The following is a 17,136-nucleotide window of genomic DNA, read 5'->3' on the forward strand; positions in this document are numbered from 1 at the left end:
TGCTGCATTAAAGTGATAAAAGGATGCCTGCATTCACGGTGCGCTGCACCGGATAACCGAGGCCGTTTGCGCCCATCTCCACGTCCCACAGCTTGAAGCTGCTGATCGCGAAAAGATTGAGGCTGTTCAGGTAAAAGCGGGCATTGGAGAGGTGCATCCGCTTCATCACGTTACGGGGCAGCGTGTACCCCACTTCCAGCGATTTCAGGCGGAGGAACGATCCGTCGCGCATGAACCAGTTGCTGCGCTGGGTATTATTGCCGATGATGTTGGAACTGAGGCGGGGCCAGAGGGCGTAGCTGTTGCGGTTATCTTCCGACCAGTAACTGTCGGCATATGCTTTCAGCAGTTGCGTTTCGTTATTGAAAGGCGCCGTTGCCACGGGATCGATCCAGAATGACGAGCGCGCCGATCCCTGGAAGAAAAGGGAAAGGTCCACATTCCCGTAACCCGCGGAAAACCCGAAGCCGTAGATGATCTCCGGATCGGTGGGATAGCCCATCGGCACACGGTCCAGCGTAGTGATCTGCCCGTCGCCGTTCATATCGCGGTACTTGAGGTCGCCACCCTGGTAGATGCCGAAGTTTTGCCGGGGGAATTGGCCACTTCTTTGTCATCGATAAACAAACGCTCCGCCACGTAGCCCCATTGCTGGGAAAGCGAATACCCTACCCGTGAAAGATACTTTTCGTTATACAGCGGTTCCTCATACACTTTGAACTCGCTGGTCGCGTACGTGAAATTGGCGCGGGCCTTTATCCAGCCGCGGTTCCCGAAATGACCGGCGTACACCATCGATCCGTCGATCCCCCGAGCGGCTGCTTCGCCTACGTTGGCGCGCACCACGGCAGACAGGCCCATGGTCGGCGGTACGGAGCTGCGGCTCATCAGGATGTTGGAGCGGTATTCATGGAAGAAGTCTGCCTCCACCGTCAATTTCCCAAACAATCCCATTTCAAAACCGACATTGGTTTTCCGCGCGCGCTCCCAGGTAATGTCCGTATTCGCATACCGCGAAACCGAAACCCCGGTCCGGGAATACCCATTGTTAGTCCCGAAAACCGCACCGCGGCCGCCGTCGTTCATGTTGACGTTGGACAGGTAGAAAAAACGGTCGCGCTCATCCCCGATCGCATCATTGCCCACCAGGCCATATGTGCCCCGGAATTTCAGCAGTGTTATCGTGTTTTTAAGCGGCTCCCAGAAGGCTTCGTTCGAGACGTTCCAGGCCAGGCCCGCCGATGGGAAGAACCCGAAGCGCTGCGTTTTATAAAAACGTTCCGATCCGTTGTAACCGAAGTTGAACTCGGCGTAATAACGCTGATCGTAAGAATATGTGGTACGCCCCGATATCCCGGCGTTACGGAAAGGCAGGGAGCTTTGCAGGTCGCCAGCATTGCCGACGAGGCTGTTCCGTATGATGGAAACGAGCGTGCCGCTGAGGTTATGTTTCTTCGCGAAAAGGCGCTGGTAACTGATACTGCTTTCCAGGTAAGTAGTGGCGCGCACTTCCTTGCCGCCCTCGCGGTAATCGAGGTACTCGGTGCCGGTGCTTTCATTCAACGGCATTAACTGATACACATCCGACTTCCGGTCATATGCGCCCACCATGTAGTAAAATGGCGAATAGAACCGCGAGACGTTGAAACTGGATAAGCGCGATGTATTGAACACGATGCGGCCCGAAAGCCCTTCCGTGATGAAATTAAAGTCCTGGTTCAGTTCAAACTGCGCATCGATCTTGGACCTCGACGATTCCCGGTACCCCCGCATCAGGTTGGCGTATGGATTCAGGTATTGCCCGTTGCCATAGTTGCCGAACAGGATATGCTTCACGTGCGCATTGGCGGAATCAGGCTCGAAATATGCCGGGAAGAGCACGGGATTGGTGTGCATCACCTGGTTGTAAACGTCTGTACCGCCGTCGATCGGACCGTTGTAATCATCAAATGTACCCGCGAGGCGCACCACCACTTCGGTGGTTTTGGTCATGTTGATGTTGATGTTCGAACGAAGGGAGTAAGTTTTCAGGTTAACGTTTGAATTGAAGTTATTCCTTCCGTCTACATTCAACACACCGTTATCCTGGTTAAAGGTGCCGGCCAGGTAATACCGCGCTACCTTTCCGCCGCCGCTGGCGTTGAGGTTGGCGCGCTGGTTCACCGCGTATTTCTTGAACATGATGCCTTGCCAGTCGGTAGCCGGGTACACGGCGGGGTTCCCGCCGGCGATGGTGTTATCGATTTTGCTCTGGGCGTAAGGCAACGTCCCCAGCGGGTTGCGGGTAAGTACCGCCTCGTTGCCGAGCTTCATGTAGGTAATGGGATCGGCCAGCTCCACGTTGCGCGTGGGGGAAGAAATGGAATTCTCCAGTCGGATGGTCACGTTGATCTTCCCTTCCTTCCCTTCCTTGGTGGTGATGAGCACCACGCCATTAGCGCCACGGGCGCCGTAAAGCGATGTCGCCGTGGCGTCTTTAAGGATGGAAAAACTGGCGATATCGTCCGGCTGCAGCCGTGCAAGGTCGGTACTCGTTACCTCTACCCCGTCGATCAGGATCAGCGGGTCTTTCTTGTATCCGAAGGTGGTGACGCCGCGGATGAAGAAGTCCGCATTATCGGCGCCCGGTTCACCGCTGCGCTGGTAGGCGATCACACCGGCGATTTGTCCGGCCAGGGCGGTGGTAAGGTTGCTGGAAGGGATTTTCAGGTCTTCCACGTTCACCGAGGTAACGGCCCCGATCATGTCTTGTTTCTTTTGTTTTCCGAAGGCGACTACCACCACTTCACCCAGTTCGGAAGGGTTTACGCCGAGCGTAACCTGGAGGTCTTTCCTTCCTGCCAGCGGCACTTCCTGGGAAACGTACCCCATCATCTGGAAAACGAGTGTAACATTGGCGTCGGGTACGTTGAGGATGAAGCGCCCGTTGGGGTCGGTGGCTGTACCGATCTTTGGCTGACCTTTAACGGTAATGGTGGCGCCCGGCATAAAGGCACCGGAGGAATCCGTTACGGTGCCTTTGACTTCCACCCCGGGGCGCTCCTGCCATGGTGCGGCTTTGGCGGCCTGCACGGCATAGAGGAGGAAGCTCAGCAGCAGCCAGACTGTGCTGTACAGTAAATGTTTCTTCATAACGTTAGTTTAAAACTGCATGCATATATGGTATGAATTGTCCCCATTCCGCAGGCGATGCCTGCAGTCAGTTCTTTCAGATTCAATCCGATCTCTTGTCTGTATTTTATATATCCCTCAGCTTCTGCCGTTCAACGCGAATCCGCGCAAGATTTTGGTAAATGATGATAGACGAGTACGATCTTTAATATTCCTCAAAACTATTCCGTTTTCACCGGGATTGCCAATACTTCCTGCGATTTTACCTGTACATTTTTGACCTGATTTGATAAAAATAGTTTCCATACGGGCGCGAGGAGTATAGAAAACTGAAAAGGCCGCACTTATGGCGGCCTTTGTTTATGGTAGTGTTAATGGCGAGGTTAGTCCACGAGGCGGACGAGGTTTCGGCTTTTGTTCGTGTATTGTATGACAACATCGCTGACTTCGCCGTTCTTGTGCCATTTTATCATGGCGCCTTTTTCCAGCAGGTATTGTTTCCCGGCGATGCGCACCCTGGCGGGAGCCGCCAGCACGGCTTCCTCCAGCCGGCCGTTGTCATGCCATCGCATCAGTGTTCCGTCCTGTATGGAGAATTCCTGATCACCTTCCCGGGTAGTGAAGCTGCGGCCTGCATAACCGAATACGGGCTGGAAGGTTTCGTAGTAGAAACTAATCGATGGATGATTTTCGGGGCCGGGGCCGAAAGGGATCTTGATCGTTCCCGTGCTATCGGGTACGGGAATTAGCGCCATGCGGTCGAGGTTGGCTTCCTGGATGAGGACGGTATTATTTTTCAGCCGGACTTTCGCCCGGTGGAATTGTATGCCCGGGAAAGCGGGGATAGAAATGGCGGATGTGGTGACGATGTTTTCGGGGATTATGGGTTCACCGGTAGCGGAGAACGTGGCTTCCTGTCCGGCGTGGATGGTAAAAACAGCGCCTGCAGTGGCACCGGATATTTGTTGTGCGGTGACGCCGGTTTGCACGCTTCCGTTCTCGTACCATTCGGTTTTTCCCGGCAGAAAATTCCGGATCGCTTCCCCTGTCCGCAAAGCTGCCGTATCACCGAGCACGCCTTTGTGGAGGGCGCCGGAACGATAAAATACGATGTTGCCGAACTCGAACCCATCCTGATCCCAAACCGTGCTGCCAATGCCGGCCTTTCGCTTCAAACTGATGCTACACCCTGCGACTTCAGACTCCGCGTCTTCCGCCAGGTACCCGCAACGGACGTTTCCATCTTCGAAAAAAGTGACGCCTTCCCCACCCATGACGTTGGCGAAAACGAAAGTGTCGCCGCCGATTTGGAAGCGCGCACTTTCCGCCGACACCTGCACCGACGTCACAGTCGTATCTGATAGCCGGATCACACCGCCTTTAGGCGTGGTGAGCGTCCGGCCGCCGAGCGTTACCGTGCAGGCATAATTCCGGGGGAAAATAACTTTACCCGGCTGGTATTCATCGTCCACGATCGTTTCCTTCGGCAAGCGGATTTCATGCATACCAACAGTCATCAACACATCCCGACGCAATTGCAGGACCTGCCTCACGCCGGCGATGCCTTTTTTAACGGGTAGTTTCCGCTGGCTCTCGTTGCGATTGAAGTGCAGCGTTTGACTACAGGCGCTGAGCGTGCAAAGGATGATAAAAATGAGCAGGAACGAAATAAGGACGATTTTCATGGCGCCCCAAGGTAGCTTATTCGCCCTAAGTGAACAGTATCCGCCCGCTGGAATGTCGTTTTAGCGGACCGAAGGTTTGGATATACCCGGAATAAGCATGTCAGGTAATACGCTTCGTGGAGATAGATTTAACCCAATCCTTTTTATCGCACCTTTTGCACTGATGGCGCCCCTGCGCCAACGACTGCGTATGCCCGCAATAACAACAGGAATAATCGCCTGCTTCGGTAATCGTTTCGCAATGATCATCATATAATTCCGGGATCACCGGCAGGCCGGGCTTCACCTCCTCATCTGTGAAATAGTAAAAACTCACGCTGCCGTTCGTTTCCAGGATGGCCATGCGCACCTGTCCCATATGTTCCACGTTCACCCCTCTCATTTCCGCGAAAAACTCATCATGCGCGAAAGGGGAATTACCTTTATTGCCCAGTTCTATCATACCATCCCGGATGATGGTAACGGGTTTTCCTTCCACGATGCTTTCAAACCGTTCCGATTTAGCCGCCAGCCAGATGATCAGCCGGTAAACGATGAGGATGACGGTAAAAACCACCAGGCAAGGCACGATCGCCACGTCATCGTAAAACATGGGATCCCCGGCCGCAGAGCCCAAAGCGATGATGATCGCCACCTCGAAAATAGATAATTGCCGTACTCCCTTCTTCCCGGAAGCCCGCAACAACAACAGTACCGCCACGAACATGACGATAGTCCGCACGGCCACCTGGAGCACCAGGGACCAGGTGGTATCACTGAGAAATACTTCCTTCCAATCCATAAACAGCAGTTTTACTGCAACAACCGCGGCAAAAAGAATGCCTGCACAATTTGGGGAAATAGAAAGGCCATCAGATTAAACTGATGGCCTTTTGCTTCGTCGGGACGACTAGATTCGAACTAGCGACCCCTTGCACCCCATGCAAGTGCGCTACCGGGCTGCGCTACGTCCCGAACTTCCGGTACGTTCTCAGGGAACGGGACGCGAAGCTAATAAAATATTTTTATTTTCAAACAGAAGAATTTCAATTTGTTCCGCAATGTTACTGATTCATCAGGATGAACATAACGATGATCACCACCACCAACAACACCACCAACGTTACTTTCCCCGCTGACACGGGCTTCTTCCCATGCACCTTTCCGGTTTGCCCGTTGATCAGGAAATGATAGGTTTTCTTTTTATACACGTAGGTACATAGCCAGATCGGGAGGAGGACGTGCTTATAAGTCTGGCCGGAATAGGTGGTGCTCACTTCCAGGTCCTTGTACGTCTCAATCCGGCATAAACCGGCGCAGGCTTCCTCGATAAAATCCTTCATGATCCCTTCTGCCTTGTTATAACCCTCGTGAACGGCAATATCATATACATCGGCCTGCCAGCCGGAAAGATACTGCGCGTCGAAGTTCACAAGTTCATCAAGCTGGTAAGGAAACACGCTTTCATATTCCTTTTGCGACAATTCATTGGCGCCGCCGATGAGGATATCGTCGAAAAAATGGTCGAAGGTGCCGCTTCTGTGGATCCATTCCGTGTGTTGCACCTGGCGGCTCTGGCGCCTGCCATTACCGTCTGTATAATATTCCGTCACATAATAATAACGTCCGCCGTAACCGCGCCAGTTGCTGTGGGTTTGGGCGTCGTAGGTCCAGAACGGCAGGTAGATGCCGTGCAGGGCATCGTGCCGGGCCACTTCACGGAGGTCCCCTGGCGCCCACCAGCCTTTGCCGATCCAGTTTTTGAAAATATCGAGCGAATGCTGCCGGTCCACTTTAAAAGGAACGATGCCCGAAGGCTGTATCACCCGCGTTTTGTAAGCTTCCGGATTCACGGCTTCATAATTGCAGAAGCTGCAGGTGAACGTGGGCACTTCCGACAGGAAAACCGATTGGGAACCGCAGCGGTTGCATTTATACACTTTCTGCTCCACGGTAACCGAAGGATCACTACCGGCCTCCAATTGCTGCCGCAGATTATGCTCCCGGATCAGGTCTTTCGATTTACCGATCTCCACCTGCGTACCGCAATGCCCGCAAACGAGCATCTGGTCCTTCGGACTGAAATACAATTGCGAATTGCATCCCGGACAGGGAAATAAAAGTAAGGGAGCGTTGGCGGTACTGGTTTCCATGTATTGTTATCAATCCGGCGGCATTATCCACCGGTGTTTCAGAATTGAAGAGTTTTATAACCTGGCGAGGATTTCGGCCTTTTTCTGGTTGAATTCTTCTTCCGTGAGAATGCCTTGTGCTTTCAGTTCCCCCAATTGCTTCAGCAAATCTAGCAGCTGCTGCTTATTGCTGGCATCGCCGGCCGCGGGTTGTTGCGGTACGGGCTGTTGTTGCTGCTGCAGCATATTGGTGAGGATCACGCCTGCGCCCATACCCGCCGCTCCGGCAGCGCCGGGATTGTCGGAAAGGTTCTCCAGCGCGATGCCGCCCTGCATCTGGTTGAACTGGTTCAGCTTGTCGGCCAGCATGTTCAGCTGGGTGGTTTTATCTAGGATTTTCTCCACCTCTTCCGGCAGCGTCACGTTTTCGATATAGAACTGCCCCAGCTCGATGCCCCAGGCGTCGAATTCCTGCTGGAACACGGGCTTGAGCTTCTCGCCCAGCTCTGTAAAATTTGCCGCCAGGTCGAGGATGGAAATGCCCGCTTCGGCCAGGCCTTCAGACAGCTTGCTGACGATCACATTGCGCAATTGTTCGCTCACCGTCTCGATCCGCACCCAGGGATGGGTGCCGGCGAATTCCCGGATGAATTTCCGCGGATCGGTTACCCGCATCGTATACGTCCCGAACGAACGCAGCCTTACCTGCTGGAATTGCGGGTCGCGGACGATCACCGGATTGGAGGTTCCCCATTTCAGATTCGTGAACTGCCGGGTACTCACGAAAAATACATCCACCTTAAAAGGAGAGTCGAACAGGTATTTCCAGGATTTAAGGGTCGTGGTCACCGGCATGTTCTGCGTAGATAGTTCATGCCGGCCGGGCGGATAGGCATCGCCAAACTCGCCTTCGTTCATGAGCACCGCCACCTGCGATTCCCGCACGGTCAGCTGCGCACCGTTCATGATTTTATTGCCTTTGTCGGGAAATTTGTAGATTACCGTATCCGTAGTGTCATCCACCCAGTCGATGACCTCGATAAATTCATTCTTGATAAAATCGAAAAATCCCATGGTAGCGGTTTTAGTTTAGATTGAACAACCATGGGAAGTTACATAAAAATCAGACTTCACCCTTCCGGATAAGGCAGAATTCCGTGACAGGCTCTATAATCATGCAGCCGCGGACTGGCGCAACACAATCCACATCATCGGCGGCACGTTCCAGGATTCGCACTTTCCCGGCCTGCGGCCTTCCGCAAAGCCTGATTACCATCAATTAGCATCAATACTTCCATATTTAAATACTGGCTGCTAATATCCGCCAACAACTGGTCAATGCAGGGGTAGCCGTCCGCCCGTTTTACCCCTACTTTTAACCGGTTAAACTACCTTACTTTTATACGCCGACGGCGAATAGCATCCTGTACTGCCTTCCCGCCAGGCGAACCGGAATTCAAATCCGGCGTAAATATTAAAAACCGTTTATTGAATGATGATAAAGCACGGATATTATTACACACTGATGATCTGCCTGTTAATCCCCGCCCAGGCATTTTCACAGCAAAACATGGCCAACAGGATCTGGTACACCAGCCCCGCCGATGCCTCCGCAAAAGACAACCCCGATGGCTGGGTGAGCGACACCGCCTGGCTGAAAGCCCTGCCCGTAGGCAACGGCCATATCGGCGCGATGGTATTCGGGGATGTCAGCAAAGAGCGCATCCAGCTCAACGAAATGACGTTGTGGAGCGGCAGCATGGACGAAGGTGATAACCCCGAAGCGCCAAAGCACCTCGCAAAGATCCGGGAGCTGTTGTTCCAGGGTAACTACAAAGAAGCCACGGCGCTGACGAACAAAACCCAGATTACGAAAGGCAAAGGCTCCGGTCATGGAAACGGCGCCAATGTTCCTTTCGGATGCTTCCAGACGCTGGGTGACCTCTGGCTGGATTTCCATTCCACGCAACCCTATACCGGATACCACCGCGAACTGGATCTGATCAACGGCATTGCCATGAGCAGGTTCACGCAGGGCGGCGTCACCTACACCCGGGAAGTTTTTGCCAGTCATCCCGCAAAGGCGCTCGTGATCCGGCTAACGGCCAGCAAGCCCGGCGCTGTCTCTTTTCACGTCACGCTCGACCGGCCGGAAAGATTCTCCGTTTCCACGCAGGGTAACGCCCTGGTGATGGAAGGCGTGATGAACGACGGCCGGGAAGGCGAAGGGATGCGGTATAAAACGAACGTATCGCCTATCCTGACCGGCGGGACCGTCCGCGCAACGGGCAACAGCCTGCAGATCAAAAACGCGGATGCGGTAACGCTCATCGTCACGGCCAAAACCAATTACCGGCAACAATACCCGGATTTTATCAACCCGGATTATGAAAATGAACTGGCATCCATTACACGCAAAGCCGCCGCGCAATCCTATGCAGCGCTAAAACAGGCGCACACCGCCGATTTCAGCGGTTTTATGAAGCGCGTGCAATTTTCACTGGGCGCCACCACCAACGATATTCCCACTAACGAATTGCTGCATAACAACTTCCGGACAAAAAACGAGCAGATCCTCTACCCGCTGTACTTCCAGTTTGGCCGTTACCTGCTGCTGTCCTCTTCCCGCGAGGGTGGCCTACCGGCGAACCTGCAGGGCATCTGGGCCAATAAGATCCAAACGCCCTGGAACGGGGATTACCATACCGATATCAACGTGCAGATGAACTATTGGCCGGCAGAAGTCACGAATTTGACGGAAAGCCACATTCCCCTCATGGACCTCATCGCTTCCCTGCAGGAGCCGGGCAAGAAAACGGGGCGCATCCAATACGGCATGAATGGCTGGGTACTGCACCCCATCACCAATATATGGGGATATACCTCACCCGGCGAAGCGGCCAGCTGGGGCATGCACATCGGCGGCGGCGCCTGGATCATGCAGCACGTTTGGGAGCATTATAACTTCACGCGGGATGAGGCGTTCCTCCGCAAGGCCTATCCCATGCTGAAAGAAGCGTCGCTTTTCTACCTCGACTGGCTGGTTCCCGATCCGCAAACGGGTAAACTCGTATCCGGCCCCTCTCCTTCCCCCGAGAATACTTTTAAAGCGCCGGACGGCTCCCAGGCGCAGATCAGCATGGGGCCTTCGCACGACCAGCAGGTAATTTTCAATCTCTTTGAAAACACCCTGGCTAGCGCGAAAATATTGCAGCTGAAAGACGATGGATTTCTTACGAAAGTTGCGGCCGCAAAGGCAAACCTGGCGCGCCCGGCGATTGGACCCGACGGCCGGTTGATGGAATGGGCGGAACCATATGAAGAAGTGGAGCCCTTGCATCGCCATCTCTCGCACCTGTTCGCGTTTTATCCCGCCAATGAGATAACGATGAACAAAACGCCGGAACTGGCCGCGGCGGTGAAGAAATCCCTGGAAGCCAGGGGCGATGCGGGTGTGGGCTGGACCTACGCCTGGAAGATCGCGTTATGGGCGCGGCTGCATGATGGCGACAGGGCGCTTTCCATCCTGAACAATCAACTGCGCCCAACGGACGCTACAGACACTAAATACGATAACGGCGGTGGCACTTATTACAATTTATTCGACGCCTGCCCGCCGTTCCAGATCGATGGTAATTTCGGCGTGATCGCCGGGATGGCGGAGATGCTGTTGCAGAGCCATGAGGATTTCATCGAGCTGCTGCCCGCGCTCCCCGGAGCCTGGAAAAATGGCAGCATCAAAGGGCTCGTGGCACGAGGGAATTTTGTGGTGGATATGGAATGGAAGGATGGAAAACTGAAGAAAGCAAGCGTGCTGTCGCGGTCGGGTGCTCCCTGCCAATTGCGGTATAACGGCAAAACGGTAAAAGTACCGATCCAACGCGGGCGAAAGATATCCGTCATACCTTACTTCCAATGATCAGGAAATTGATTTTACTGAGAGGGCCTCTTGCAAAAGAGGCTTTTTTGTACCCGGTGCTAAAATATAGAAATAATTAGCAGAAAAGGTTTTGAAACTTTATTTCTTTTTATTTGATTATTTGCTATTTTTATATCCTTGTTGAAAGGAATATTAAAATAAGTATACGAAAGATTTGAATAAACATTAGACTGTCTGTTTTCCTTACCGACAAAACCCAACCGGTGCCCCGAATCCGCCAGGTGCGGAGGCGGGCACACTTAACGTCAGCCGAAAATGAACCCGTGCATTCAGCTATGAAAGCCGCTGACGGATGGATTCACTTTTCATTTCATAACGCCCGCTTGCGCGCCTGAAAACAGGTGGCGCAAAGCTATGCTCCGGAACAAAGCGCTTCGTTCCGGCATGGTGCGACATGTCCTTTCCCAAAGAACCGTCCATCCGGTTCCGCCGGATCATGCCCGTACACCAAACATCATCATCAATACAGGCTATGCTAAAACAGCTTATTACGCAGGTCGCGCTCTGCCGGGGCAGTCCGCATCCCGGCCGCAAACAATAGATCCACCAGTCATCGGACTGCATCATCAACTTCAATCGATTAAACTATTCTACAAAAATGACAACCAGGATTAACCTTATCGTTCTCGCCGTTTCGCTTTCATTCGCCGGTTGCGACAAAACGGATATTATTAAAACGCCTAGCTCGGGCAAGGATGCTGTTTCCTTCAGTTCCGTTACCCTACCGCAACACGGCGATGTAATTGCCGTCACAGTAGCCGGCTCGGGCAGCAAGACCGACTACAATACCGGCAACTACACGTTTGCCGGCCAAAGACACATGCACCTCCGCTCCACTGATTTCGATACTGCCACCACTGCTGTGCCGGCATCCAACACCAAAGCAGGATGGCAGGTACATCTCGGCGGCATTTATCCGATCCTTGGGTCCAGCGACTTCAATAATCAGGCCACCGCCTCCGGCGCCACCCTTCAGCTGTCGGGCGGCCCAACTCATTCAGGGAAATGGTTAAAACGCCAGCTCACCGATTCCATTAAAGCGGCGTTCCCGCTCAATTCCCGTTTGCGCAACTGGAACCTGTTCGACAACTCCGGTTACAAATCATACGTGTATGTGTCGTTCTACCTGCAATCTTTCCACGACGACGATCCCGGAAAATGGTTCCGGATGTGGTGGAGACGCGACCTGCCTTCCACGGACCCGCAGTATAACAGCAATTTCTGGACATCCAAGGAAAAGAACGGCAGCTTCACCTGGAGCACGGAATCATCCGTACCCGGCACCAAACACTATTTCCATCCAATGCCGTCAGTCGTTGGCGTATGGAACCGCATGGAATTCCTGTTCGATTTCGACAACGACCAATACCGGATTTACGTGAACGGCAAAATCGTAACTGATTCTACCCGCGGCGCGTACGGACCGATTTCAGGTGCGCTGGGCCTCAACAGCACGCTCAGATACGCACTGCTCGGCAACACGGTGGACGCGCGCCTGGAAGAAGGCCACCACCTTGGATGGGCGCTGCCTTATGTTGACCATAGCCCCAAGCGCATCGAACTGGCCGACAGCAACGACTGGTCCACAAAAACCAAATCCGTGGTGCAGCCTGTAAAATCCTGGAATGCTGACAACGTCGAGTTCATCCTCAATCAGGGCGACTTCGCCGACCTCGACAACAAGCACATCTTCTACCTCGATGGCGCCACCGCCACGTACATTGGCGCGCTGTAAAGCCTCAGCCACGTTTCATTTTTCCCGTCACAAAGCCCGCAGTACTTGCGGGCTTTGTGACGCCAGGGAATGTAGGAAATGCGGCAAATCCCCATCGCTTCCTGTATTACCGGCTTCCCTTTATCGGCAAAAGTTTCCTGGAACAAGTAAATCCCGGTTACGCACAACAACAAACCTAATGAGGGGCATGCTTCAGCCGCCCGCAGCCAACGATGGATTTTCCGTTACTTTCCATCGACATGTTGCGGCCGCTTGCGGACAAGAAAAATTACATTGTGCGGGAGCGGAACAATATTGAAGCCTCCTGGCAGATATTGATGTACGAAAGCCTGGGGCGCCGTTTCACACCGGAATACTTTCCCCAGAAACTTTCGCGGAAACGCGGATGCGTTTGGAGTACCGGTCTTGCATTGAATTGTGTAAAGAAAAGGAAGAATAATCGAAGCAGATAAAACAAAAAAAGGTTACCATTTCTGATAACCTCTCTGTAGTGTCGGGACGACTAGATTCGAACTAGCGACCCCTTGCACCCCATGCAAGTGCGCTACCGGGCTGCGCTACGTCCCGAACTCCGGTCCGTTTGTTTAAGACGGGATGCAAAAGTAACGAATGTTTTGATTTCCGCAAATTTTTCTCCGGGAAATTGTCAAAAAACTGTTGACAACCGCTTCCCGCTTGCTATACATCCGACCACATTTATGCGTACATTTGCACGGGATAAAATCAAAAGATGCAAATTTTACTGAAAAGCGCGACCATCGTTTCTGAACATTCGCCTTTTAACGGGCAGCAAAAAGATGTACTGATCGACAATGGCGTGATCGCTTCCATATCCGACAACATCGCACCCGGCAACGCACAATTAATCAGCGGAGACGGCCTGCATGTTTCCGGCGGATGGATGGATGTGTTCGCCCATTTTTGCGATCCCGGGCAGGAATACAAGGAAGATCTTCAATCCGGCGCCCTCGCCGCAGCGGCGGGCGGATTTACAGCCGTTATGATCGTCCCAAATACACAACCCGCCCTTCACACTAAAACACAGATCGCTTATGTGCAGAGCCAGGCCCCTCACAACGTGGCCGAAATCCTGCCCATCGGCGCCATCACCAAAAACCTGGAAGGCGCTTCACTTGCCGAAATGTATGAGATGAAAGCCGCGGGCGCCGTGGCTTTTTCTGACGGGCTCAAACCCGTGCAGTCTTCCGGCCTGCTCCTCAAAGCCCTCCAGTACGTGAAAGCCTTCAACGGCGCCGTGATCCAGATACCGGACGATGCCAGCATCTCCGCCCACGGCCTCATGCACGAAGGCATCCACTCCACCCGCCTCGGCATGCCCGGCAAACCCGCCATCGCCGAAGAAATCATGCTCAAACGCGACCTCGACCTCCTCGAATACACCAACTCCCGCCTGCACGTTACCGGCGTATCCACCCGCGGCTCCATCCAGCTCATCGCTGATGCCAAAGCCCGCGGCCTGCAGGTCACCTGCTCGGTTACGCCCTACCACCTGCTATTCACCGACGCCGACCTGGCTTCGTACGACAGCTTCCTCAAAGTGAACCCGCCCCTGCGCACACAAGACGATGTAGACGCCCTCCGCGCCGCGGTAACCGACGGTACGGTGGATTGCATCGCCTCGCATCACCAGCCGCAGGACTGGGACGCCAAGCAGGTGGAATTCGAATACGCCAAATACGGCATGATCGGCCTGGAAACAGCCTTCGCCGCCCTCCGCGCCGCACTTCCCGAACTGGAACCCGCCAAACTGGCCAGACTGCTGTCCGACAATCCGCGCAGCATCTTCGGCCAGCCCGCCATCACCATCAAAGAAGGCGCCCCGGCCAACCTAACCGTTTTCGAACCCAACGCCACATATACACTGAGCGACGACCGCTTCCAGTCCAAAAGCCGCAACACGCCCTTCCTCGGCAAGCCCGCGAAAGGCAGCGTAACCGGCATCATCCGTCAAAACAAATCCTGGTTCCGGTCATGAAAAACAAAACACACTTACGCTTCGGCTTCATGGCCGCCGCGATCAATTTCGCCCTGCTGCTGACGCAATATTTCACGCATACCAGCTCGGCCAATATCTTTTTCCGCATCCTTTCGCTGGCGGTGCTGGTGGTAGCAGTAGTCGCTTCCTGCCTGCGCTTTTCCCGCGAGATGGAGCACAAAGCCAGCTTCGGCGAAGTTTTTGGCACGGGGTTCCGCACAACGGCGGCCGCTACCGTGATCTTCGCCGCGCTGTTCATGCTTTTCGCGCAAGTAATGCCCGGTTACAAAGACGCGTTCATCCACGACATGATCGCCATGGGCCCGCAGGCCGATATGCCCGAAACCCATGCCGCGGAATTTGAACGCCTCAAACAGGCATTTCCCGTAACCGTGCTGTCCGGCATCCTCATGTTATATGTGCTCCCCGGCATCGTAGCCTCTGTTCTGGGAGCCGCCTTAGCCAAAAAGAAATGAAACACCTGGATATATCCGTTATCGTTCCCTTAAAAAACGAAGAAGAATCCCTGCCCGAACTGGCGGCTTGGATCGACCGTGTCATGCAGGACAACGGTTTTTCCTATGAAGTCTGGATGGTAGACGACGGCAGCACCGACCAATCCTGGGAAGTGATCCGCGAAATCTCCGCTTCCAACCCTAACGTCAAAGGCATTAAATTCCAACGCAACTACGGCAAGTCCGCCGCGCTCAACGAAGGCTTCCGCAAAGCCCAGGGCCGCGTGGTCATCACCATGGACGCCGATCTGCAAGACTCCCCCGACGAAATCCCCGGTCTGTACAAAATGATCGTGGAAGACGGGTACGACCTCGTCAGCGGCTGGAAAAAGAAGCGCTACGACAATACCCTTACCAAAAACCTCCCTTCCAAGCTCTTCAACTGGGCCACGGTAAAGATGAGCGGCATCAAGCTGCACGACTTCAACTGCGGCCTGAAATCATACCGCAAAAAGGTGGTGAAAACCATCGAGGTATATGGAGAGATGCACCGCTATATTCCTGTTATCGCCAAGTGGAGCGGGTTCCGCAACATCGGTGAGAAAGTGGTGGAACACCGCAAACGCAAATACGGCACCACCAAGTTCGGGCTGGAGCGCTTCATCAACGGTTTCCTCGATCTCGCATCCATCACCTTCGTAGGGCGTTTCGGCAAGCGGCCGATGCACTTCTTCGGGGCGCTGGGCACGTTGTTCTTTATCATCGGTTTCATCATCGCGGGGTACCTGGCCGTGGCCAAGATATTCTGGATGCAGTACAAGATGACGGAACGCCCGTTGTTCTTCCTCGCCATGCTGCTGCTTATCATCGGTTCCCAGTTATTCCTTACCGGGTTTATCGCGGAACTGGTAGCGCGCAACGCGCCGGAACGCAACTCCTACCTGGTGGAAGAAATCCTTGAAAACGAAGGCTGATGGTCCAGGCAAAGAAGATCGTCATCATCGGTCCCGCCCACCCCATCCGGGGTGGCCTCGCGGCGTTCAACGAACGTCTGGCGCGCGAATTGATCGCGAAGGGCCACGATGTGCAGATCCATACTTTCTCTTTCCAGTACCCCGCGTTCATGTTCCCCGGGAAAGAACAATACACTTCCGCCCCCGCGCCCGAAGGGCTGCGGATCCAACGGAGCGTACATTCCCTCAATCCCCTGAACTGGCGCAAAACCGGGCTGGAGATCCGCCGGCAAAGGCCCGATCTGGTGATCGTGGCGTTCTGGATCCCGCTAATGGCCATGAGCCTAGGGAGCCTGGCGCGCATCATCCGCAAAAACGGTCACTCCCGCATCGTAGGCCTCGTCCACAACCTCATCCCCCACGAAAAAAGACCGGGAGATGCCGCCCTGACTCAATTCTTCGTCAACAGCTGCCATGCGTTCATCACTCTCAGCCGCGAAGTGCTGCGCGATATCCGCCGGCTGACCGATAAACCCGCCGCATACGCGCCCCATCCCGTCTACGACCATTTCGGCGACACGCTCCCCACGGCTGCGGCGCGCCAGCACCTCGGATGGGACGAAAACAGCCGGTACCTCCTCTTCTTCGGGTTCATCCGCCACTACAAAGGGCTCGACCTGCTGCTGCAGGCTATGGCCGACCCGCGCATCCGCGCCATCGCCAACCTGAAGCTCGTAGTGGCCGGGGAATTCTACGAAGACCGCAGGAAGTACGAACCGCTCCTCGGTCCCAATGTGATCCTGGTCAGCGATTTCATTCCCGACAGCGACGTGAAATTCTATTTCTCCGCCGCCGACCTCGTGGTACAGCCCTACCGGAGCGCCACCCAGAGCGGGATTTCGCAGATGGCCTATCATTTCGGCGTGCCTATGCTGGTTACCAACGTGGGCGGCCTGCCGGAAATCGTGCCTGACGGGAAAGCCGGATATGTGGTGCCGCCAGAACCCAATGCCATCGCGGAAGGCATCCTCCGCTTCCTCGAACAGCCTGCCGGGCAATTCGCCGCGTTTATCAAAGCGCAACAGCAGCTGTACTCCTGGGGCCATTTCGTAAAAACGCTCGAAACCCTGCAATAAATCGCCGCTTTTGG

General features: G+C 54.2%; 12 protein-coding genes and 2 tRNA genes. 6 read left to right on the top strand and 8 right to left on the bottom strand.

The genetic code is table 11. From position 1 onward, the window contains the following. Positions 1 to 7 precede the first annotated feature (7 nt). From WJU16_RS01825 to WJU16_RS01855, 7 genes are all read right to left on the bottom strand, one after another. Positions 8 to 544: a hypothetical protein gene (locus WJU16_RS01825; RefSeq protein WP_341836623.1), complete on the bottom strand. Its 537-nt coding sequence runs from the start codon at positions 542 to 544 to the stop codon at positions 8 to 10. After that, positions 541 to 3,132, bottom strand: coding sequence for a TonB-dependent receptor (locus tag WJU16_RS01830; RefSeq protein ID WP_341836624.1), 2,592 nt, complete (start codon positions 3,130 to 3,132; stop codon positions 541 to 543). Before WJU16_RS01830 ends, WJU16_RS01825 begins: the two co-directional genes overlap by 4 nt. 362 nt (positions 3,133 to 3,494) lie before the next feature. Then, entirely contained in the window at positions 3,495 to 4,796 is a 1,302-nt protein-coding gene (locus WJU16_RS01835) for a hypothetical protein (RefSeq protein ID WP_341836625.1), read from the bottom strand. A gap of 100 nt (positions 4,797 to 4,896) precedes the next feature. Next, entirely contained in the window at positions 4,897 to 5,577 is a 681-nt protein-coding gene (locus tag WJU16_RS01840) for a YetF domain-containing protein (protein ID WP_341836626.1), read from the bottom strand. Positions 5,578 to 5,676: 99 nt separating this feature from the next. After that, positions 5,677 to 5,750: transfer RNA gene (locus WJU16_RS01845), tRNA-Pro, on the bottom strand. 89 nt (positions 5,751 to 5,839) lie between these two features. Next, entirely contained in the window at positions 5,840 to 6,928 is a 1,089-nt protein-coding gene (locus WJU16_RS01850) for a hypothetical protein (RefSeq protein ID WP_341836627.1), read from the bottom strand. A gap of 54 nt (positions 6,929 to 6,982) precedes the next feature. Then, complete coding sequence (locus tag WJU16_RS01855) at positions 6,983 to 7,981, bottom strand: SPFH domain-containing protein (protein WP_341836628.1); 999 nt, start codon at positions 7,979 to 7,981, stop codon at positions 6,983 to 6,985. A 418-nt stretch (positions 7,982 to 8,399) separates the two neighbouring features. On the opposite strand from WJU16_RS01855, the gene WJU16_RS01860 reads away from it, so the two are divergent. Further along, entirely contained in the window at positions 8,400 to 10,826 is a 2,427-nt protein-coding gene (locus tag WJU16_RS01860) for a glycoside hydrolase family 95 protein (RefSeq protein WP_341836629.1), read from the top strand. Between the two features lie 619 nt (positions 10,827 to 11,445). After that, positions 11,446 to 12,582, top strand: coding sequence for a hypothetical protein (locus WJU16_RS01865; RefSeq protein WP_341836630.1), 1,137 nt, complete (start codon positions 11,446 to 11,448; stop codon positions 12,580 to 12,582). A 493-nt stretch (positions 12,583 to 13,075) separates the two neighbouring features. On the opposite strand, the gene WJU16_RS01870 is transcribed toward WJU16_RS01865, so the two are convergent. Further along, positions 13,076 to 13,149: transfer RNA gene (locus tag WJU16_RS01870), tRNA-Pro, on the bottom strand. Positions 13,150 to 13,312: 163 nt separating this feature from the next. Here WJU16_RS01870 and WJU16_RS01875 point away from each other — a divergent pair. The 4 genes from WJU16_RS01875 to WJU16_RS01890 are packed head-to-tail and all read left to right on the top strand — an operon-like array spanning position 13,313 to position 17,122. Continuing rightward, complete coding sequence (locus WJU16_RS01875; protein WP_341836631.1) at positions 13,313 to 14,578, top strand: dihydroorotase; 1,266 nt, start codon at positions 13,313 to 13,315, stop codon at positions 14,576 to 14,578. Next, on the top strand, positions 14,575 to 15,054 hold the full coding sequence (locus WJU16_RS01880) for a DUF4199 domain-containing protein (protein ID WP_341836632.1): 480 nt from the start codon (positions 14,575 to 14,577) through the stop codon (positions 15,052 to 15,054). The genes WJU16_RS01875 and WJU16_RS01880 overlap by 4 nt, the downstream gene beginning before the upstream one ends. After that, positions 15,051 to 16,007, top strand: coding sequence for a glycosyltransferase family 2 protein (locus WJU16_RS01885; protein ID WP_341836633.1), 957 nt, complete (start codon positions 15,051 to 15,053; stop codon positions 16,005 to 16,007). Before WJU16_RS01880 ends, WJU16_RS01885 begins: the two co-directional genes overlap by 4 nt. Further along, the gene (locus WJU16_RS01890; RefSeq protein ID WP_341836634.1) at positions 16,007 to 17,122 is read left to right on the top strand and encodes a glycosyltransferase; all 1,116 of its coding nucleotides are present in this window, start codon (positions 16,007 to 16,009) and stop codon (positions 17,120 to 17,122) included. Before WJU16_RS01885 ends, WJU16_RS01890 begins: the two co-directional genes overlap by 1 nt. Positions 17,123 to 17,136 lie beyond the last annotated feature (14 nt).

Source organism: Chitinophaga pollutisoli, assembly GCF_038396755.1.
Taxonomy (GTDB): Bacteria; Bacteroidota; Bacteroidia; order Chitinophagales; family Chitinophagaceae; genus Chitinophaga; species Chitinophaga pollutisoli.

Coding starts and splice junctions, on each gene's coding strand:
- WJU16_RS01825 (WP_341836623.1), bottom strand. CDS start 544: ATGAACGGCGACGGGCAGATCACTACGCTGGACCGTGTGCCGATGGGC.
- WJU16_RS01830 (WP_341836624.1), bottom strand. CDS start 3,132: ATGAAGAAACATTTACTGTACAGCACAGTCTGGCTGCTGCTGAGCTTC.
- WJU16_RS01835 (WP_341836625.1), bottom strand. CDS start 4,796: ATGAAAATCGTCCTTATTTCGTTCCTGCTCATTTTTATCATCCTTTGC.
- WJU16_RS01840 (WP_341836626.1), bottom strand. CDS start 5,577: ATGGATTGGAAGGAAGTATTTCTCAGTGATACCACCTGGTCCCTGGTG.
- WJU16_RS01850 (WP_341836627.1), bottom strand. CDS start 6,928: ATGGAAACCAGTACCGCCAACGCTCCCTTACTTTTATTTCCCTGTCCG.
- WJU16_RS01855 (WP_341836628.1), bottom strand. CDS start 7,981: ATGGGATTTTTCGATTTTATCAAGAATGAATTTATCGAGGTCATCGAC.
- WJU16_RS01860 (WP_341836629.1), top strand. CDS start 8,400: ATGATGATAAAGCACGGATATTATTACACACTGATGATCTGCCTGTTA.
- WJU16_RS01865 (WP_341836630.1), top strand. CDS start 11,446: ATGACAACCAGGATTAACCTTATCGTTCTCGCCGTTTCGCTTTCATTC.
- WJU16_RS01875 (WP_341836631.1), top strand. CDS start 13,313: ATGCAAATTTTACTGAAAAGCGCGACCATCGTTTCTGAACATTCGCCT.
- WJU16_RS01880 (WP_341836632.1), top strand. CDS start 14,575: ATGAAAAACAAAACACACTTACGCTTCGGCTTCATGGCCGCCGCGATC.
- WJU16_RS01885 (WP_341836633.1), top strand. CDS start 15,051: ATGAAACACCTGGATATATCCGTTATCGTTCCCTTAAAAAACGAAGAA.
- WJU16_RS01890 (WP_341836634.1), top strand. CDS start 16,007: ATGGTCCAGGCAAAGAAGATCGTCATCATCGGTCCCGCCCACCCCATC.